The organism is Idiomarina xiamenensis 10-D-4, assembly GCF_000299895.1.
GTDB classification, from domain to species: domain Bacteria; phylum Pseudomonadota; class Gammaproteobacteria; order Enterobacterales; family Alteromonadaceae; genus Idiomarina; species Idiomarina xiamenensis.
In genome coordinates this window covers 13,048-31,393 of record NZ_AMRG01000011.1, presented here as the reverse complement: position 1 = coordinate 31,393, position 18,346 = coordinate 13,048, and the positions used below count along the sequence as shown (strand labels likewise).

19 protein-coding genes are annotated in these 18,346 nt (G+C 50.3%); 18 read left to right on the top strand and 1 reads right to left on the bottom strand.

The window, feature by feature from the left end:
* Positions 1-3: 3 nt before the first annotated feature.
* The 12 genes from prfA (at position 4) to nagZ (ending at position 13,759) form a co-directional block, all read left to right on the top strand.
* Entirely contained in the window at positions 4-1,092 is a 1,089-nt protein-coding gene (gene prfA / locus A10D4_RS09155; protein ID WP_008489132.1) for a peptide chain release factor 1, read from the top strand.
* Positions 1,085-1,966, top strand: a complete 882-nt coding sequence (prmC, locus tag A10D4_RS09150) for a peptide chain release factor N(5)-glutamine methyltransferase (protein ID WP_008489131.1) — start codon at positions 1,085-1,087, stop codon at positions 1,964-1,966. The genes prfA and prmC overlap by 8 nt, the downstream gene beginning before the upstream one ends.
* Positions 1,959-3,449: a DUF3369 domain-containing protein gene (locus A10D4_RS09145; protein WP_008489130.1), complete on the top strand. Its 1,491-nt coding sequence runs from the start codon at positions 1,959-1,961 to the stop codon at positions 3,447-3,449. Before prmC ends, A10D4_RS09145 begins: the two co-directional genes overlap by 8 nt.
* Positions 3,450-3,487: 38 nt before the next feature.
* Positions 3,488-3,853: a SirB2 family protein gene (locus tag A10D4_RS09140; protein ID WP_008489128.1), complete on the top strand. Its 366-nt coding sequence runs from the start codon at positions 3,488-3,490 to the stop codon at positions 3,851-3,853.
* A gap of 13 nt (positions 3,854-3,866) precedes the next feature.
* Positions 3,867-4,682, top strand: coding sequence for a SirB1 family protein (locus tag A10D4_RS09135; RefSeq protein WP_008489127.1), 816 nt, complete (start codon positions 3,867-3,869; stop codon positions 4,680-4,682).
* A 94-nt stretch (positions 4,683-4,776) separates the two neighbouring features.
* On the top strand, positions 4,777-6,027 hold the full coding sequence (locus tag A10D4_RS09130) for a DUF819 family protein (RefSeq protein WP_008489126.1): 1,251 nt from the start codon (positions 4,777-4,779) through the stop codon (positions 6,025-6,027).
* 41 nt (positions 6,028-6,068) lie between these two features.
* The gene (gene kdsA / locus A10D4_RS09125; RefSeq protein WP_008489125.1) at positions 6,069-6,914 is read left to right on the top strand and encodes a 3-deoxy-8-phosphooctulonate synthase; all 846 of its coding nucleotides are present in this window, start codon (positions 6,069-6,071) and stop codon (positions 6,912-6,914) included.
* Positions 6,915-6,955: 41 nt separating this feature from the next.
* Complete coding sequence (locus tag A10D4_RS09120; RefSeq protein WP_008489124.1) at positions 6,956-8,443, top strand: TrkH family potassium uptake protein; 1,488 nt, start codon at positions 6,956-6,958, stop codon at positions 8,441-8,443.
* Positions 8,444-8,545: 102 nt separating this feature from the next.
* Positions 8,546-9,169 (top strand): TetR family transcriptional repressor PsrA, encoded by a 624-nt coding sequence (gene psrA / locus A10D4_RS09115; RefSeq protein WP_008489123.1) that lies wholly within the window; start codon positions 8,546-8,548, stop codon positions 9,167-9,169.
* Positions 9,170-9,230: 61 nt separating this feature from the next.
* Entirely contained in the window at positions 9,231-11,579 is a 2,349-nt protein-coding gene (locus A10D4_RS09110) for an acyl-CoA dehydrogenase (protein WP_008489121.1), read from the top strand.
* Between the two features lie 145 nt (positions 11,580-11,724).
* Positions 11,725-12,645 (top strand): acyl-CoA thioester hydrolase/BAAT C-terminal domain-containing protein, encoded by a 921-nt coding sequence (locus tag A10D4_RS09105; RefSeq protein WP_156812127.1) that lies wholly within the window; start codon positions 11,725-11,727, stop codon positions 12,643-12,645.
* Between the two features lie 109 nt (positions 12,646-12,754).
* A complete protein-coding gene (nagZ, locus tag A10D4_RS09100) occupies positions 12,755-13,759 on the top strand; it encodes a beta-N-acetylhexosaminidase (RefSeq protein WP_008489119.1) in 1,005 nt (334 codons plus the stop codon).
* A 110-nt stretch (positions 13,760-13,869) separates the two neighbouring features.
* On the opposite strand, the gene queC is transcribed toward nagZ, so the two are convergent.
* A complete protein-coding gene (gene queC / locus A10D4_RS09095; RefSeq protein WP_008489118.1) occupies positions 13,870-14,532 on the bottom strand; it encodes a 7-cyano-7-deazaguanine synthase QueC in 663 nt (220 codons plus the stop codon).
* A gap of 47 nt (positions 14,533-14,579) precedes the next feature.
* On the opposite strand from queC, the gene queE reads away from it, so the two are divergent.
* The 6 genes from queE (at position 14,580) to A10D4_RS09065 (ending at position 18,343) form a co-directional block, all read left to right on the top strand.
* Positions 14,580-15,251, top strand: a complete 672-nt coding sequence (queE, locus tag A10D4_RS09090) for a 7-carboxy-7-deazaguanine synthase QueE (RefSeq protein ID WP_008489117.1) — start codon at positions 14,580-14,582, stop codon at positions 15,249-15,251.
* Between the two features lie 75 nt (positions 15,252-15,326).
* The gene (locus A10D4_RS09085; RefSeq protein WP_008489116.1) at positions 15,327-15,635 is read left to right on the top strand and encodes a Flp family type IVb pilin; all 309 of its coding nucleotides are present in this window, start codon (positions 15,327-15,329) and stop codon (positions 15,633-15,635) included.
* A complete protein-coding gene (locus A10D4_RS09080; RefSeq protein ID WP_008489115.1) occupies positions 15,632-16,846 on the top strand; it encodes a hypothetical protein in 1,215 nt (404 codons plus the stop codon). The genes A10D4_RS09085 and A10D4_RS09080 overlap by 4 nt, the downstream gene beginning before the upstream one ends.
* A gap of 4 nt (positions 16,847-16,850) precedes the next feature.
* Positions 16,851-17,438 (top strand): hypothetical protein, encoded by a 588-nt coding sequence (locus A10D4_RS09075; RefSeq protein ID WP_008489114.1) that lies wholly within the window; start codon positions 16,851-16,853, stop codon positions 17,436-17,438.
* Between the two features lie 72 nt (positions 17,439-17,510).
* On the top strand, positions 17,511-18,089 hold the full coding sequence (locus tag A10D4_RS09070) for a hypothetical protein (protein ID WP_156812126.1): 579 nt from the start codon (positions 17,511-17,513) through the stop codon (positions 18,087-18,089).
* Entirely contained in the window at positions 18,068-18,343 is a 276-nt protein-coding gene (locus tag A10D4_RS09065; protein WP_008489112.1) for a hypothetical protein, read from the top strand. Before A10D4_RS09070 ends, A10D4_RS09065 begins: the two co-directional genes overlap by 22 nt.
* The last annotated feature ends 3 nt before the right edge of the window (positions 18,344-18,346 follow it).

Genomic DNA, 18,346 nt, shown 5'->3' with positions numbered 1-18,346 from the left:
CGAATGAATCCATCCATTATGCGTAAGCTTGAGGGCTTACTCGAACGTTACCAAGAGGTGCAGGCGTTACTGAGCGAGCCCTCTGTTATCAACGATCAGAATCGTTTTCGGGCGTTGTCCAAGGAATACTCGCAGTTAGAAGAAATTGCCGCCGAGTTTAGCCGTTATCAGCAAGCTCAGGAAGACGTGCAAACCGCCGCAGAAATGTTGCAAGAAGACGATGCTGAAATGCGCGCCATGGCCGAAGACGAGTTGTCCCAAGCTAAGCAGCAACAAGAGCAATTGACGCAAAGCTTACAAGTGTTATTGCTGCCGCGCGACCCGAACGATGACCGGTCTTGCTATGTCGAAATTCGTGCCGGTGCGGGAGGTGATGAGGCGGCTATTTTTGCCGGCGACTTATTCCGTATGTATAGCCGTTATGCTGAGCAGCGTGGCTGGAAAGTCAGTATGGTGAGTGCCAGCGACGGCGAACATGGTGGCTATAAAGAAGTCATAGCTCATGTGAGTGGCGAAGGCTGCTACGGACGCATGAAATTTGAGTCTGGTGGTCACCGCGTGCAACGTGTACCCGAAACTGAATCGCAGGGGCGTATTCATACCTCGGCGTGTACCGTTGCCGTGTTGCCAGAAATTCCTGAAGCGGAAGCTATCGAGATCAATCCGGCCGATTTGCGAGTCGATACCTACCGTGCATCAGGCGCTGGTGGTCAGCATGTTAACCGAACCGATTCGGCGATCCGGTTAACCCATATTCCGACCGGTGTCGTCGTGGAATGTCAGGACGAACGCTCGCAGCATAAAAACCGCGCCAAGGCGATGTCGGTTTTACAAGCGCGCTTACAAAAGCTAGAAGACGATAAACGCCAGCAAGAAGAAGCCAGTACACGCCGTAATTTAGTCGGTAGTGGTGACCGTTCAGAGCGCATTCGGACCTACAATTACCCACAAAGTCGGGTTACCGACCACCGCATTAACTTGACCCTATATCGTTTAGACGAAGTGTTAGCGGGAAGTCTGGATTTGCTTTTGGATGCCATCGTGCAAGAGCATCAAGCTGACCAATTAGCGGCCTTGGCGGATAATGCTTGAGCCGCATCAACCGACCTTAGCGCTCGTCTGGCAGCAGGCGACTACGCAGTTAAAGCGTGTCTCGGAAACGCCACGTTTAGATGCGCAGATTTTACTTTGCCAGGTGTTGCAGCAAGCCCCCAGCTATTTGCATACGTGGCCAGAGCGTCAGTTAACGGCAGCGCAGCAGCAGGCATTTCAGGCCTTATTAGCGCGCCGTCTGCGCGGCTTACCGATGGCTTATATTACTGGCCAGCGTGAGTTTTGGTCGCTGCCCTTGCAAGTTAGCGATGCCACGCTGATCCCGCGTCCGGATACCGAAGTGTTAGTTGAACACGCCTTAACATTGGCATTACCGGCGACCGCAAAGGTATTAGATTTAGGTACCGGCAGCGGCGCTATTGCATTGGCGCTAAAGCACGAGCGACCGGCTTGGCAAGTGCATGCTGTCGAGCAAAGCCCAGCCGCATTAGCGGTTGCTAAAAGTAACGCTGAACAACTTGATTTGGCGGTGACTTTTTATCAAGGTAGTTGGTTTGCTGGGTTGCCACAAACGGCGACTGACCGATTTGATTTAATTGTTGCTAACCCGCCCTATATCGACATCGACGATCCGCACTTACAGCAAGGCGATGTGCGTTTTGAGCCGAGTTCAGCGTTAGTTGCCGAAAATAACGGCTTTGCCGATTTGTTTTACCTCATTCAGCATGCTCGACAGCACTTAAAAAGCGCTGCTTGGTTGTTGTTAGAGCACGGCTATACGCAGGCTGCCGCAGTTAGAGATAAGTTTGTCGAATCAGGTTATAAAAAGGTTAATAGCGTTGTAGATTATGCTAATGTGGAACGGATAACAGCCGCACAATATGATCAAGGATTGGTGACTAGCGATGAGTAGCCAGTTTATGTTTGCTGACGATAGTGCAGCAAAAGTACCCAATTTACCCGAAGAGTTTTGGAAAGTTCTGATCGTCGATGATGAGCCCGAAGTGCATGCGGTGACTAAGTTGGCGTTAAGTGATTTCAGTTTTCTTGGTCGAGGGTTACAGTTTTTTTCGGCACATTCGGGCAGTGAAGCAAAACAATTGGTCAAGGATCATCCCGATGCTGCCATTGTGCTTTTAGATGTGGTCATGGAAACCGACGATGCCGGTCTTAATGTGGCGCGCTTTATTCGCGAAGAAGCAGCTAACCGCTTTACCCGCATTATTTTACGTACTGGGCAGCCGGGCCAGGCGCCTGAACGCACAGTAATCGTCAATTACGACATTAACGATTACAAATCAAAAACCGAACTGACTGCACAAAAGTTGTTTACTGCGGTGATGTCAGCGTTGCGCTCTTATCGCGATATCATGTCGATTGACCAAAGCCGTCAAGGGCTGGAGAAGATCATTTCGGCTGCTACCGATTTATACGCCTTACAATCGATGAATAGTTTTGTTGATGGCTTAGTGCAGCAACTCAGTTGGGTCATTGGTGGCGCGCGGCAGACACTATACGCCAGTGCCGACGACGATAGCAGCCACGATTATCGCGTCCGTGCAGCCTATGGCGATGACGCCCAGCCGGCCATTGGCCATACTTTACGCTCGGTTATTCCGGCGGAAGCGTTGGCCGAAGTTGATACGGTCATTAAACACCACAGCATTCATTATGGTGATGATTTTATTTTGGCTTATTGCCGTAGTCATTGTCGTCCACGTGGGGCGATTTTATATCTACAGGGTTTCTCTCGTTCGTTGAGCGATGACGACCATCATGTACTGCAACTATTCGCCGAAAACGTCCAGTTAGCGCATGATAACGTGATTTGCTTAGAAGACGCCGACCGTTTTTTAGCCACCATGACCGATGAATTAATGGGTCGTGTCAGCACCGACTATGACAGCTTCTTGGCGCAGCAACCGGTGGCTCGTTTGGCCGATGCCATTGCTGCTGAATTAGCACCCGAGCAACGTCAGGATATCGCTTGCGCTGCCTACTTATATCAACAAGCAGAAGACTTGTTGACCTGTCGTGATGACCAACCGGCAGCTTCAATGGCTACCTGTCAGCAGCGCGTTAGTCGCTCTTTGCGAGCGTTAGAGCAGGGCCATAGTAGCGCGACGCAATTAGCCCATCGGGCGCTACATGAACGTTTAGAACGCTGGGATGGCATGGGGTTACCGAAAGGCAAAGAAGGCGAACAAATTGCTTTAAGTAGCCAAATCATTATGCTGGTGCAGCAATTGCATTGCTGGTTACAGGGCTGGCAGCAGGGGCAGGACAGTGAGCAGGGGATTGTGGCTCGCTTGCAGGCCGAAAGTGGCCAGTATTACGCCCCCGATGTGCAGCAACATGTTGCTGGACGTTTAGCGCAATTGCGCGATGTTATTTAAAGGCAGTTAACGAGAAGGAAAAACTTGCTGTGTATCCGATGTTAAAGCACTTCCACCTGACGTTTGTCGGCATAACTGTGATATTATTCTTGCTGCGTTTTTTTTGGTTGCAGCGTCAATCACCCATGTTACAAAAAAAGTGGGTGAAGATTGTTCCGCATATTAACGATACCTTGTTGTTGATCAGCGCTATCGCGTTGATTGTTTACTTAGGTATTTATCCGTTTCAAACCGCGTGGCTCACCGATAAATTGGTGGGACTGGTTGGCTACATCGTATTTGCGGCTATTGCGCTTAAAGCTCGGCAGAAGCTTTGGCAATGGTTTGGTTTTTTGGTAGCGATGGGTTGGTTAGCGGTACTGTTTCACGTGGCAACCTCAAAACAAGCGATCATGTTTGGGTAATTGCTGAGGTTATATGGCGTTCTCCTATTTACAGCAGTGTCAACGCGAGCTGCTGCCTACGATAGATATTGTTTGGGAAATTAGTCGTGCATTTCATCGTGATGCAGACCACTTTATTGCGGATTTTTATCGCTCTGTGGCGGAGTTAGAGGCGCTGCGTGATGAACCCGATTTGTTACAACGAGTGGTTGCGCTTTGCGACTTTTTTTACATCAAGCAAGCATACAGTGATGCGCCGGAAGCGGTCGTCACCAGCCAACGTATTTTGATCGATCGGGTCATTGCAATGCGCACCGGCTTGCCGGTTAGCTTAGCCTTTTTATTGCAAGAGGCGGCAACCTACGCGGGGTTAACGTTGGCATTGGTTGATGCTCCCGGTTATCCGATTTTGCGCTTAGAGCAGGGTGATCGTTGTCATTTCATCGATCCGTTAAGCGGTGAGCTGATGACCACCGAACAATTACAGCAACGTTTCTCTGAGCTTGATGACAGCGATGATTTAGCCGACGGCGAGTTTAGTTGGCAAGCGCTAGATGCCGCTAACCAGCAGGATATGTTGGTGCGCTATTTGGGTGAGCTGAAACATAGCCTGATTTACGAGCGTGCTTTTGAACAAGCGCTGATCGCCATTGATATGTTGTTAACCTTATTGCCTGACGACCCATACGAGATTCGAGATCGCGGTTATGTGTATGAAGAACTGGATTGTCAGCATGTCGCGGTTGATGATTATGAGTATTTTTTAAAGCAATGTCCTGATGACCCCAGCGCACAGTTGTTGCGCTTGCAAATCGATAGTTGGTCAACCCCTGCGCAGATATTGCACTAACCAGCATTAATCATTACTGCTTAGTGACCTCTGCGCAGGTCGTTATAGCTAGACAACATAATAATAAGTGCCCCAAGCTAGATAAGGAGAGTTCATGGAGGCCAGCACAGCTTTAATACAGAACGACGGTGTCGTATTCGGTTTGCTTATGGTGATTCTGGGTGCGGTGTTTTATACCTCATCGAGCCAAAACCGATTTTTCCAAAGCTTTTATAAATACGTACCGGCGTTACTGCTGTGTTATTTTTTGCCGTCATTACTGAACACTTTTGGTATCGTCGATGGCAACAGCACAGCGGTTACCGATATTGCCATGGATTACCTTTTGCCTGCCTGTATGGTGCTGTTAACGCTGAGCTTAGATTTAAAAGCTATTGCTAGTTTGGGCATCAAAGCGCCGATTTTATTTTTAACCGGTACGCTGGGTATTGTTATCGGTGGACCCATCGCATTATTGATTGTTTCAGCCATTTTCCCTGAAATGCTGGGCGTTGATGGTCCGGATGCGGTATGGCGGGGCATGACCACTATCGCCGGTAGCTGGATTGGTGGTGGTGCTAACCAAGCGGCGATGAAAGAAGTGTTTGAAGTCGGTGGCGATATTTTTTCCGCCATGGTGACGGTAGATATCATTGTCGCTAATTTGTGGATGGCGGTGTTGCTTTATATGGCGGCTAACAGTCGCCAAATCGATACGCGCACAGGAGCCGATACCAGTGCTATCGACGATATCAAGCAGCGCATGGAAACCTATCAGCAACAACACGTACGCAATCCATCACTGGCCGATATTATGATCATCATGGCTATTGGCTTCGGTATCGCTGGCCTAGCCCATTTTGCCGCCGACATCATTGCGCCCTTTATTGGTCAAAACTATCCCGAACTACGTAAGTTTAGTTTGGATAGCCAGTTCTTCTGGCTCATCGTGTTAGCCACGACTGGCGGTATTATTCTATCTTGTACCCGCGCGCGTAACTATGAGGCGGCGGGTGCATCGAAATTTGGCTCGGTGTTTGTTTATATTCTGGTTGCCAGTATTGGCTTACACATGGATATTACGAAAATTGCCGAAGCGCCTAAGTTCTTTTTGATCGGTGTGATTTGGATGGTCATTCATGCCAGCCTTATTTTGCTGGTGGCTAAGTTATTGCGAGCACCGGTCTTCTATATGGCGGTAGGCAGTCAGGCCAATGTCGGTGGTGCCGCATCGGCACCGGTGGTGGCATCGGCTTTTCATCCGTCGTTAGCGCCAGTGGGCGTGTTATTAGCGGTGCTTGGCTATGCTGTCGGCACTTATGCGGCTTATATTTGTGGTCAGGTGTTGCGCGTCATCGGTAGCTAACACTGGCACGGTAAAACGACCCTTAATCAGGAGTAACAGGCATGAATACACAGCGCATTCAAATCGGCGATAATATTACCGTCGCAAATGATCTGCCGTTTGTTTTGTTCGGTGGTATGAATGTGTTGGAGTCACGTGATTTGGCTCTGAAAATCGCCGAGCATTATGCCGAAGTGACGCAGCGCTTGGGTATTCCTTTGGTCTTTAAAGCCAGCTTTGATAAAGCTAATCGGTCGTCAATTCATTCGTATCGGGGACCGGGTTTAGACGCTGGCTTGAAAATTTTTGAAGAAATAAAAGCGCAGTTTCAGCTACCGTTGATTACCGATGTGCATGAACCTTATCAAGCCGCATCCGTAGCGGAAGTGGTCGATGTTATTCAGTTGCCTGCATTTTTGGCTCGACAAACCGATTTAGTGGTCGCTATGGCAGAAACCGGTAATGTCATTAACGTTAAAAAGCCGCAATTTTTAGCACCTCACGAGATGCGTCATATCATTAAAAAGTTTGCCGAAGCGGGTAATCAACAAGTCATGCTATGTGAGCGCGGCAGCAGCTTTGGCTACAACAATCTGGTTGTCGATATGCTCGGCATGGACGATATGAAGCAGCAAGCACCGGTACTCTTTGATGCCACCCATGCGTTACAGCGTCCTGGTGGCCGCAGTGACTCCGCCGATGGCCGCCGCGCGCAAGCTGCACAGTTAGCCCGAGCGGGCATGGCATTAGGCTTAGCGGGATTGTTTATCGAGGCTCACCCAGACCCTGAGCAAGCAAAATGTGACGGCCCTTGTGCCTTACCACTGGCTAAATTAGAGGGCTACCTAAGCCAAATGAAAGCGCTGGATGAGTTGGTTAAAGCGCTCCCCGAGTTAGATACGCAATAAGCCGTTAACCAACCAAGGTTAGCGATAGCGGAGGCAGCAAGATGGCGTTCAGTCGCGTGGAGCAAGCAACATTGCGGGCTAACACCCTCAATGTGCTCAGCAAGACGTTTGGTGGCTTGACTGCCATTATGTCGCTCAGTTTATTAGCGCCTTACGCTTTTGCGGTGCTCAACAACGAGCGTGACCAATGGACCTACCTGAGCATTGCTGGCATTGGTCTAATTGTTGGTGGTTTGCTGTTTATACGTGACATTGGCGACGCTAAGTTGCGCGCTCGCCAAGTGTTTATGTTAACCACCTTATGCTGGTTGTACGCCAGTCTTTTTGCCGCGCTACCGTTGATGTTAGCGGGCGCTAAGCTGTCTTGGACCGATGCTTGGTTCGAAGCCATGTCAGCGATCACCACGACCGGCTCGACGGTGGTTAGCGGTCTCGACCAGTTACCGCAAAGCTACCTCCTGTGGCGGGGCATTTTGCAGTGGCTAGGTGGGGTCGGTATCATCGTTATGGCAATGGCGATTCTACCGTTCTTACAAGTAGGCGGCATGCGTCTGTTTCAAGCCGAGTCTTCGGATATTTCGGGTAAGTTTATGCCGCGCTCAAGCCATATGGTATGGGCCATTGCACGCATCTACCTGTTATTATCGGCGCTTATCGTGCTCTGTTATTATGTGTTTGGCATGTCCGGCTTTGATGCGTTTGTGCACGCGATGACCACCGTCGCGACCGGTGGTTTTTCTAATTATGATGCCTCTTTTGGCGCGTTTAACGATACACCGGCGTTAGTCTGGTTGGGCACGCTTTTTATGGCGGCCAGCGCCTTACCCTTCGTTTTATATATCCGTTTGCTAAAAGGCGAAACGCGGCCGTTAAGAGAAGATCCTCAGGTTCGCGCGTTCTTGCTGTTTTTGTTGGTAGTGATTGCCGCATTAAGTCTTATCGACTATTTCGAGGAAGATGGCCGGAGCGGTTTTGACGCGGTGACTCATACCGCCTTTAACGTGGTTTCGGTGGTTACCACCACCGGCTATGCCAGCGAGGATTATACACGTTGGGGTAGCTGGGCGATGATGGCTTTCTTTTATTTGACCTTTGTCGGTGGCTGTACCGGCTCAACCGCCGGCGGCATGAAGATTTTCCGCTTTCAATTATCGCAGTTACTACTTCGCAAACAGTTTTTGAAGTTGATTCATCCTAGCTTGATCAGCGCACAGCGTTATCAGGATAGACAAGTCGACGACAGTCTGCTGGGTAGTATTGTCGCCTTTTGCTTCATGTATTTTATTTTGGTCGCGGCGGTGGCTTTTGTGTTAACGCTATTTGGCTTGGATTTTATGACGGCAATTTCTGGCTCGGCGACGGCGGTCAGTAACGTAGGACCCGGGTTAGGTGAAATCATCGGACCGGCGGGCAATTTCTTGAGTCTACCGGATGGTGCTAAAATCACGCTGATTTTTGCCATGCTTTGCGGCCGTCTAGAAATCATTACGGTGCTGATTTTATTGCATAAGCGTTATTGGCAATATTAGGCCGAAACTTTCAGCGAACAGCTGTTTTCTTTTCTTGAGTTCAAACGTCTGCTGGTTTAAATTAAACGCATGTTTTAAATATGTGTTCGGGTTTAACCGTCGATGACGACCAAAGATAAAATTGTTAACGCTGCCGAAGCCTTATTTGCAGAGCATGGCTTTGAACAAACATCATTACGTCAAATCACCAGTGAAGCCGGTGTTAACTTAGCTTCGGTTAATTATCACTTCGGTTCAAAAAAAGCGCTGATTCAAGCGGTGATGGCACGCTATTTAAGTCGCTTTATGCCCGCTTTAGCGCGCCAGTTACAGTCGCTTGAAAATTACCAACAAGTGACCAGCCGGGCAGTGTTTGATTGTTTTCGACAACCACTGATGGCGCTGACCGACGTTAGTCGTCAGGGGCCGGCTAATTTTTTACGTTTGCTGGGTTTTGCTTATTCCGAAATTCAGGGCCACTTGCGTAAGTACACCATGACCGAATTTGGTACGGTTATCGAGCAGCTGCTGCAGTGGCTACATCGTGCTAATCCGCAATTAAGCGATGCCGAGTTGTTCTGGCGCTTACACTTTATTTTAGGTGCAACCGTATTTGCACAAGTATCCAGTCAGGCGTTGATTGAAATTGCCGCCGCTGATTTCGATGAACAGGTTGATCCCGAACATATTATCGACAAATTAATTCCGTTTATTGCGGGCGGGTTAGATAGTTCCGCAGCAGGCTAATGCTGTTTACGCAATGATGAACTACAGTTAATGACACGTTGTTTTTCTTCGGAGGAAGAAGATGGAAATTCTGATTTTACTGCTGGTGTTGGTGATTGTCGTGTTTGCTGTGACCGATGTGCGCCGCAGCCTGATCACGCGACCGGTGTTTAGAATCTTTAAAAAGATTTTACCGCCGTTGTCAGATACCGAGCGCGAAGCTATGCAAGCCGGTGATGTTTGGTGGGATGGCCAGCTATTTAGCGGTCGCCCCGACTGGCACCAGTTGCACGCAATGACGCCACCGACCTTTAGCGATGACGAACAAGCTTTTATCGACAATCAATTAGAAACGCTATTGGCCATGTTGGACGATTTTCGCATCGTTCAACAAGATCGCGATTTACCCGAAGAGGTGTGGCAATACCTGCGTAAAGAGCGCTTTTTTGCCATGATCATCGGCAAAGAGTTTGGCGGTTTGGATTTTTCGCCAGCGGCTAACTCGCACATTGTGGCGCGTATTGCTACGCGCTCGCTGAGTGCCGCGGTATCGGTGATGGTACCCAACTCGCTAGGCCCGGGTGAGCTTTTAAGCCATTACGGCACCGATGAACAAAAACAACGTTGGTTACCGGCGTTAGCGCAGGGCGACGAGATCCCCTGTTTTGCACTGACCGGCCCTGAGGCAGGTTCGGATGCAGGTGCTATTCCTGATACCGGTGTGATTTGTGAAGGCGAGCATGATGGTGAGAAAGTGCTCGGTATTCGTTTAAATTGGGATAAGCGCTATATCACTTTAGCGCCAGTCGCTACGGTACTGGGTTTAGCGTTTAAGTTGTACGATCCAGATGGTTTGTTGGGCGAGAAAAAGGCCATTGGTATCACCTGTGCCTTGATCCCGACAGATCACCCGGGTGTGGTTACAGGTGACCGCCATTACCCATTAAATCAAGCATTTATGAATGGTACCACGTCGGGCAAAGACGTTTTCATTCCGCTTGACTGGATCATCGGTGGGGTCGAATACGCGGGTAAAGGCTGGCGTATGCTGGTCGAGTGTTTGTCAGCCGGACGCGGTATTTCATTACCGGCGTTGGCTACCGCAACCGGCCACACCGCAGAGCGTATGACCGGTGCCTATGCCTACGTGCGGCAACAGTTCGGTTTACCGATTGGTAAATTTGAAGGGGTGCAAGCGGCGATGGGTAAAATCGGCGGCACCAACTATAGCCTTGAATCGATGCGTCGGTTGACGGTTAATGCTTTATGCCAAGGTAAGAGTCCGTCAGTGGTCACCGCCATGACCAAGTATCACATGACCGAAATGGGCCGTGAAGTGATGGATGCGGCGATGGATATTCATGCCGGTAAGGGCATTCAGTTGGGGCCGAAGAACTACTTAGGCCAAGGCTACATGGCGACACCGGTATCGATTACCGTTGAGGGGGCCAACATTCTAACCCGTAACCTGATGATTTTTGGGCAGGGCGCGACTCGTTGCCACCCGTACGTGTTGCAGGAAATGGATGCGGCAGCTAACCCTGACGAAGAAGCGGGATTACGCGAATTCGATAAGTTGCTGATGAAGCATATCGGCTTTGCGGTAAGCAATGTCTTTAGTAGCTTGTTTATGGGATTAACCGGTTCGCGCTTTAATCAAGCGCCAGTTAGCGGCGAAACCGGCCGTTATTATCAACATTTAACGCGTATGAGCCGAGTCTTAGCAATGGCGGCGGATGTGTCTATGTTGATCATGGGGGGGGACTTAAAACGCAAAGAGATGATTTCAGCGCGGTTAGGCGATGTCTTAAGTCATTTATATATGGCGTCAGCGGTGCTCAAACGTTACGAAGACGATGGTCGTCAGCAGGGCGATTTAGCCTTTGTTCATTATGCCTTGCAGCATCATTTAGCGGCGATCGGTAAAGCCTTCGAAGGTTTCTTCGATAACTTCCCGAATCGAGTCGTTGCTTATACCTTGAAGTTCATCGCTTTTCCATTTGGTATTCGCTTTCGTGAGCCCCGTGACGAGGTGTTACAGCAGATCAGTGAGAGTATGATGGAACCAGGGGCAACCCGTGACCGCCATACTTTCCTCTGCTACTGGAAAGATGACGCCGAGGACATGACCGGGCATATGGAAAAAGCATTCATCAGCATGTTGGCGATGAAAGAGGTCTATAAAACACTGCGCAAAGCCGAAAAGCGTGGTGATATAGGCGCCGACTTACACGGTGATGCGTTGGTAGACGCGGCCATCGCGGCGGAGTTGATTGACGCCACAGAGGCCGATAAATTACGTGAGACAGAGCGCTTACGTAAAGGCGCCATAGCGGTTGATAGCTTTAAACCGGGTACGATTGAAAATGTTAGCTTTTATAAAAAGCCGACTAAACGCAGTCGTAAATCGAGTACTGCAGAAGAAGCGTAAGATTGCTTTTTGTGCGTTTGCTTAAAGAACCAACGCCAGTGCTTAGTCACTGGCGTTTTTTTATGGCAAAAAGTGAGTATTGTCACTTGTATCTATCGCCTCAACCTTGTTAACTGGGTGTTAAATCAATAACAAGAAGAGCCAGATGATGAGAAAAGTGCTGATGTTGACCGCCATGAGTATGATGACATTTTTCGTTAACACTGCGGCTGCGGCTGAGCGCAGTGATACCTCGACTAACGCCGTTGAGGTCTCGCAGAAAGCCTTGACCGGGGTCGATTTTGTCGCCGATTTTTATCAGCCTCAAGGTAGCGAACAGCAACCGGCGGTATTAGTGCTGGGAGGCTCCGAGGGCGGTAAACCTACCCGTTTAGCTAAGCGCATTGCTGCGCTTGGCTATCCGGTATTAGCGGTCGCTTATTTTAAAGCCGACGGTTTGCCAGCCGAACTCGAAAAAGTGCCATTGGACTATTTCGATGCGGTGAAAAGTTGGTTACAACAGCAACACCCTGCCAATGCCGAGGGAATTAATGTTGTCGGTTGGTCGAAGGGTGCCGAGTTAGCACTGTTGCTCGCCTCCCGCGATGATGCTTATCAGCGTGTGGTCGCTATATCGCCAAGTGCCGTGGTATGGGCTGGTATATTGAAAGACTGGACCCAAACGCCATCCTCTAGCTGGCAGGACGATGGTGAAGTATTGGCTTTCGTACCTTTTAAACCAACTGGCCAGGTAGCCGGTTTGCGTGATTTATATGAGCAGTCGCTGGCGCAACAAGAGGCGGTTGCTGAGGCACGAATTAACGTTGAACAAAGCGCTGGGGCGCTGCTTTTGATCACCGGCGGCGAAGATGAAGTATGGCCAGCAAAGCGTATGGCTGACATGATTTGTCAACGTATGCAGCAGCATCAACGTGGCGATGATTGTTTGCAACAACATTATCCCAATGCCGGCCATATTTTAGATCCGGCTTATCCATTAGGTGGCACCGAGCAAAGTAACGCCGACGCAGCGACCGATGCTGACCGTCATATCGCGCGTTTTTTAGCCGCTGATGTGCCATCGTAGCTGGGTATAGACCGTTATATTGAGTTATTCGTCGAGAATTTTGTCGGCATAGATGACGATTGCCGTGGCTTTTGGCACACTGCCAGCATCGCCAATTAGAGGAGTGGTTATGAGCGCGGTAATGGTCGATTTAGAAAATACAGAATTGCAAGCCGAAGAACGTGAGTTGCTTGCCCATCCGGCTGTGGGTGGGGTGATCTTCTTTACCCGTAACTATCATGACCGTGAACAAATGGCTGAGTTGGTGCGACAGGTTCGAGCGGCGGCGCGTCAGCCGCTAATTTTAGCTGTCGATCATGAAGGTGGGCGAGTGCAGCGTTTTCGTCAAGGTTTCAGCGAAATCCCAGCCATGGGCGAAATTGCCGAGCGTGCTGCTGATGCTGAACAAGCACAATACTGGGCGCAAGAATTAGCATGGCTAATGGCCACCGAAGTGCAAGCGTTGGATATCGATATCAGCTTTGCGCCGGTGTTAGATATCAATGCCTGCAGCAATGTGATTGGCAATCGCGCCTTCGCGCATAATGCTGAGGCGGTTATTCCGTTGGCTCGCGCCTTTATTCGCGGTATGCATCAAGCAGGCATGAAAAGCACCGGTAAACATTTTCCGGGACACGGCTCGGTGGTTGCCGACTCACACATCGATATTCCCTATGATGAGCGCGACTGGGATACCATTGAGCAGGTTGACTTAGTGCCTTTTAAAGCGCTCGCTAAGCAGCTCGATGCAATCATGCCAGCACATGTCATTTATCCACAAGTCTGTGATAAACCGGCCGGTTTTTCCTCGTTGTGGTTGCAACAAGTGCTACGTCAACAGCTCGGTTTTCAAGGCGTGATTTTTAGCGATGATTTAGCCATGCAGGGCGCCACTGTTGCCGGTAACATGGCCGAGCGCGCGGCGGCGGCGTTAAGCGCTGGTTGCGACATGGTGTTGGCCTGTAACGACCGTGTTGGTGCTGAGCAAGTGCTAGACAGTATTGGCAGTAGCCATGATGGCAACGATAAGGTGTATCAGCGGTTAGCGCGGCAAGCGGGATTAGCCATTGATACCTTGCGTAACCACCCGCGTTGGCTTAAGGCGCAAGAGATATTGGCGCATTGGAAAATATAACCGCGGTATCAGTTATTTAAAGCTCAGTTACTGGCGAGAAGGCGCTAGCAGCACATGGGCGCTGCTCTTCGGACAGCGCCATGGTTATTAAACGATTCTGTGCAAGGAGGTCAGGTCGCTGCGTAGCTGAGCGGGTCGCTAACACCTTGCGCGGCGAACGCTTCGAGCCGTTCGACGCAGGCGCCACAGCGGCCGCAAGCCTGTTCACGGCCGTTATAACAAGTCCAGGTATTGGCATAGTCTAAGCCCATCGCCAAGCCATCGGCGAGGATGTCGCTTTTGTCTTGATATAAATAAGGCGAGTGTACGCGGATGGCTTCGTAGTTAGCGATTAGACTAACGTCGTTCATTTTTTCGACAAATTCGGGGCGGCAGTCCGGATAAATGGCATGGTCACCAGAATGGGCGCCGTAGTAAACCGCTTCGGCGCCGACCGATACGGCATAACCGATAGCCAGCGAAAGCAAGATCATGTTGCGGTTGGGGACCACAGTCGATTTCATCGATTGCTCTTGGTAATGACCTTCAGGGACATCAATATCGTCGGTTAGGGCGCTACCGCCGACCAAACTGTTTATGGCTGTAATATCGACGATTTTATGCGAAATTCCATTACTTTTGCAAACTTTAGCCGCAACATCGAGTTCTTTTTTATGGCGCTGTCCATAGTCAAAAGAAAGTGCATAAACGTCAAAGCCGTCGGCGATGGCACGGTGTAACACGGTAAACGAATCCATACCGCCAGAATAAATAACGACAACGCTTTTCGTCATGCTCGATCCTCTTTATAATGCTTGCCCCGCATAGTGTAACGGAACTCATGATTTACCGCATTAACGAAATATTTCAAACCATTCAGGGTGAGGGTGTGTTTACCGGCTCGCCGTCGATATTCGTGCGTTTGCAGGGCTGCCCGGTGGGCTGTCCATGGTGTGATACGCAGCATACCTGGGACATCGACCCAGCGCAGCAAGTGAGTGTCGAGCGAATGCTAAGTAAATCGACTGCCAGTGCTGAATGGGCGGAACTATCGGCGCAAGCTATCGTCGATTGCTTTCAGCAGCAGGGCTATAGTGCCAAACACGTGGTCATTACCGGCGGTGAACCGGCTATGGTTGATTGGCGTCCGCTAGCCGAGCTGCTCGAAGCGCGTGGTTATCAGTTGCAAATTGAAACCAGTGGCACCTTTGCGCTACAGGTCTCTGCGCAAACTTGGGTGACGCTATCGCCTAAACTGGATATGCCCGGTGGCTATCTGGTGCGCGCCGACTGCATGGCACGCGCGAATGAAATTAAGCATCCGGTGGCTATGCAAAAGCACATTGACGCGCTAGACGCCCTCCTTGCGCAATACCCGCCGGCAGCCAACGTGGTGATCAGTTTACAACCGATTAGTCAGCGTCCACGAGCCACAGAGTTAGCCATGCAAGTGTGTATCGAACGCAATTGGCGGCTATCGGTACAACTGCACAAATATCTCCATATCGAATAAGCGTTAACGCCTTTTTAAAATAGCCTTATGACTGGCGCCTATACTGAACGACATTGTCATCGGTAGGGGGTAGCCATGCAGCTGTCAATCTTCGCGTTGTTTGCTTCTCAGGGGGCGAACCGTCATCGTCAACTCGGTCAAGGCATGACCGAATACATCATTATTGTTGCCTTGATTGCCGTTGCCGCAATCGGTGTTTACTCGCTGCTGGGCGAGAGCGTGCGCAACCAAGTGGCAGGTATTGCCAAGGAAATCACCGGACAAACCAGCAACGCACAAATAAATCGGGCGCGACAAGCCGCTCGCCGTGCTGGTACGGTGGCTCAGCAAGACATCAATCTGGGTAATTATAACGAAGCGACCGAGGCGGGTGAGCAGCAATGAGCCTGACGCAACAACAATCGGGTTGGTTGTTGTTTAGCGGTTTGCTATTAACCGCCATACTCAGTTTAGCCTTGTTCAGTCTGCATCGCGTCAGTAGCGACAGTCGTGAGCGGTGGGTCATGCAGAATATTGCCGACAACGCCGCGGAGGCCGGTGCGTTGATTCTGGCTCGCCAACTGAATTATCTGGCGCTAAGTAATCGTGCCCTGATTGCCAATCAAGTGGTGATGGCACAGTTGACCGGTTTATCCAGTTGGTTGGCGATGCTGGCCGACGCAAGCCAACGTATGGCAATGGTGACCAGCGTCATTCCCTATCTTAATGTGCTCAGTCGGCAATTAGCGGTGGTGCTCGATCGAGTGTCGACGGTGATGGACCGTTTATTGCCAGCAGCGTTGCGTTTACAACAGCTAATTATTAGTGCGTTATCGACGTCACAGTTACTATTACAGGCGAGTTTCACCAGTATGCTGCCAAGCTCCATAAGCGAGTTTGTCGCTAAGCACGGCGACTACAATTGGCAGCTATGGCATAGCGGTTCGTTGTTACCTTTCCCGGTACTTTGGCTACGTAATATTCGGCGGTTTCGAAATGATCATGCAACGCATGGCAAGCAATTCGCTAGTCTGGTCAATCGCAGTCGCGATCCCTTTAGTCGACGGCGCAGTTACCGCTGGCTAAAGGCCGGACCTGCGAAGGTTGAAAAGGCAGGTGCAAGCACTTTACTGATCGATGGCCAGGGAAAATGGCAGTGGCAAGCAATGGATACTTTAGCTCTGCATATTGATCTATTGTTCGATCACGATGAGCTGGCTTGGGGCCGGGGTAGCCGCGGGCAAGGGCGCTTTCACGGATATGGGCAGGATTTCGGTGGCAGCCGCTCGGTAAATCCGAATACCTCTACCGAAGCACAATGGTTATATCGTCGCTTATTAGCACGTCAAACCAATTTCTATTTTTACCGTTTGCAACAGTCTGCTGGTCAGCAGTCGTCCAGCGCCTTAGTGGTGACATTAGATAATGGTAAACAGCAAGTGGCAGCCCGTGCCGATGCTCGTTATAGCCGGCCGCGGCGGTTATTTCCCCGTGCTGATCAGCAACTTGAGTTAGGCAACCTGTTTAATCCGCTGTGGTTCGTACAGTTGCGACCATTGAGCGCGATTGATAAGGCCAGAGTCGCCTCATTTGAGGTCGCCGAGCGGGCGAGTTAAATCGATGAACAGCAAACAGCTTAATCAACAAAGTCTGAGTCAGTGTCAAGGACAGGCAATAGTACACAGTTTGCTACTGCTACCGTTGTTGGCGGCGCTGCTATTGGCAACCAAGCAACTTCACCAGATAGCAACGGCCAAGCAACAACAGTGGCAGCATTATCGGCAGCAATTACGGCGCTTAGATCTGGGTTTGGTTAAAGGCGATGACGATTATCGCTTGGCTCATTCCACACAAGGAGCATTGCGGCCGCTACGGGAATGGTTCGAGTTACCCATCGATTTTCAGCGCCAATACCGTTACGCCAGTAACGACCAAGAGCGCGCTTGGTATCGCTGGTTGGACAGTTGGTCGGCGCGCAGTGATGCTGAGGGGTTACAGGTCGCTAAGCGATTAACGTTGACTGGACAAGCATCGCGTTTATTGCCAATTGAGCAACCCTTACGTTGGTTGTCGTGGTTACCGCTAGCCCGGGAAATTAGTCCGGACAGTTTGCGCTTGGGCTATGTCGATGACGAAGTCGTGCCCGATACATCATTGTGCCAACAGGCGCCGTGCCGACCATTTTCGCATGGCACTGCACAACCGTAAGCTACAAGCCGTGAGCTATACAACCGTGAGCATGGCTGCAACCGATACTTAGGAGGTGTTGGTGGTGAGTAATTGTTAACGCTAATAGCCATGATTTGGCTATCGGCTACGGCGACCAAGCTAACGGTGCCGGCTGATTGGCAGTTGATAGACGCTTTTGAGGACCCTGGTTACTGGTTTTTACAACGCCCATATACGCCCTTATGGGCTGCTTTGGCAGAGCTTGACTGGCACTGTTTGGGCGCGCCTGAACAACCACAGTCAAGGGCTCGATTATGTCGTTTTCGACAACGGTGGTGGTTATGGACCGAAATACAAGGACGGTGGTGGTTACGGCAGTTGCCTAAACTGCCATCCGCAGCCCGGCCAACATCGATGTTGTCGGGGTTGCGGGGCATTAATTTACATCATTGGCAACAACAGGGCTTCAGTTATTCGTTGCTTTGGCTACCGCGTCGCGCGCCCGTGCAAGTTGCTAAACATTTGCAGATGCGTTGGCAGCGAAGGCTAGCAAGTAGTCCATTGTTACCAACAGCAACGGTGTTGCAGTTTCAGTTACAGCGTCCGCTTGGCTTGGTGCAAATATTCGCGGCGCCGCTAGTCGGACAACAAGGAAGTTTGGTGATGTTATGGCAGCAACAAAACCGATAATAAGCGTAGGTCTCAACCTGACCAATGGCGGCCAGAGTAGCCTCGAATTTCTATTGCTGTTGCTCGTCGATATGGTGCTATTAGCGTTGTTGTGGCAATTATCTGCATCGATGTCGACGATTGACGAGGCGCTTACAGAAAAACCGCTATCGGTGGTGGAGTCTGTTGCCAAGCTATCGGTAGCGAGTAAGGATTGGGCAATACAGCACCAGCAGTTGCAACAGCGGTTAACGTTACTGAGCGCAACGGAGTAACGT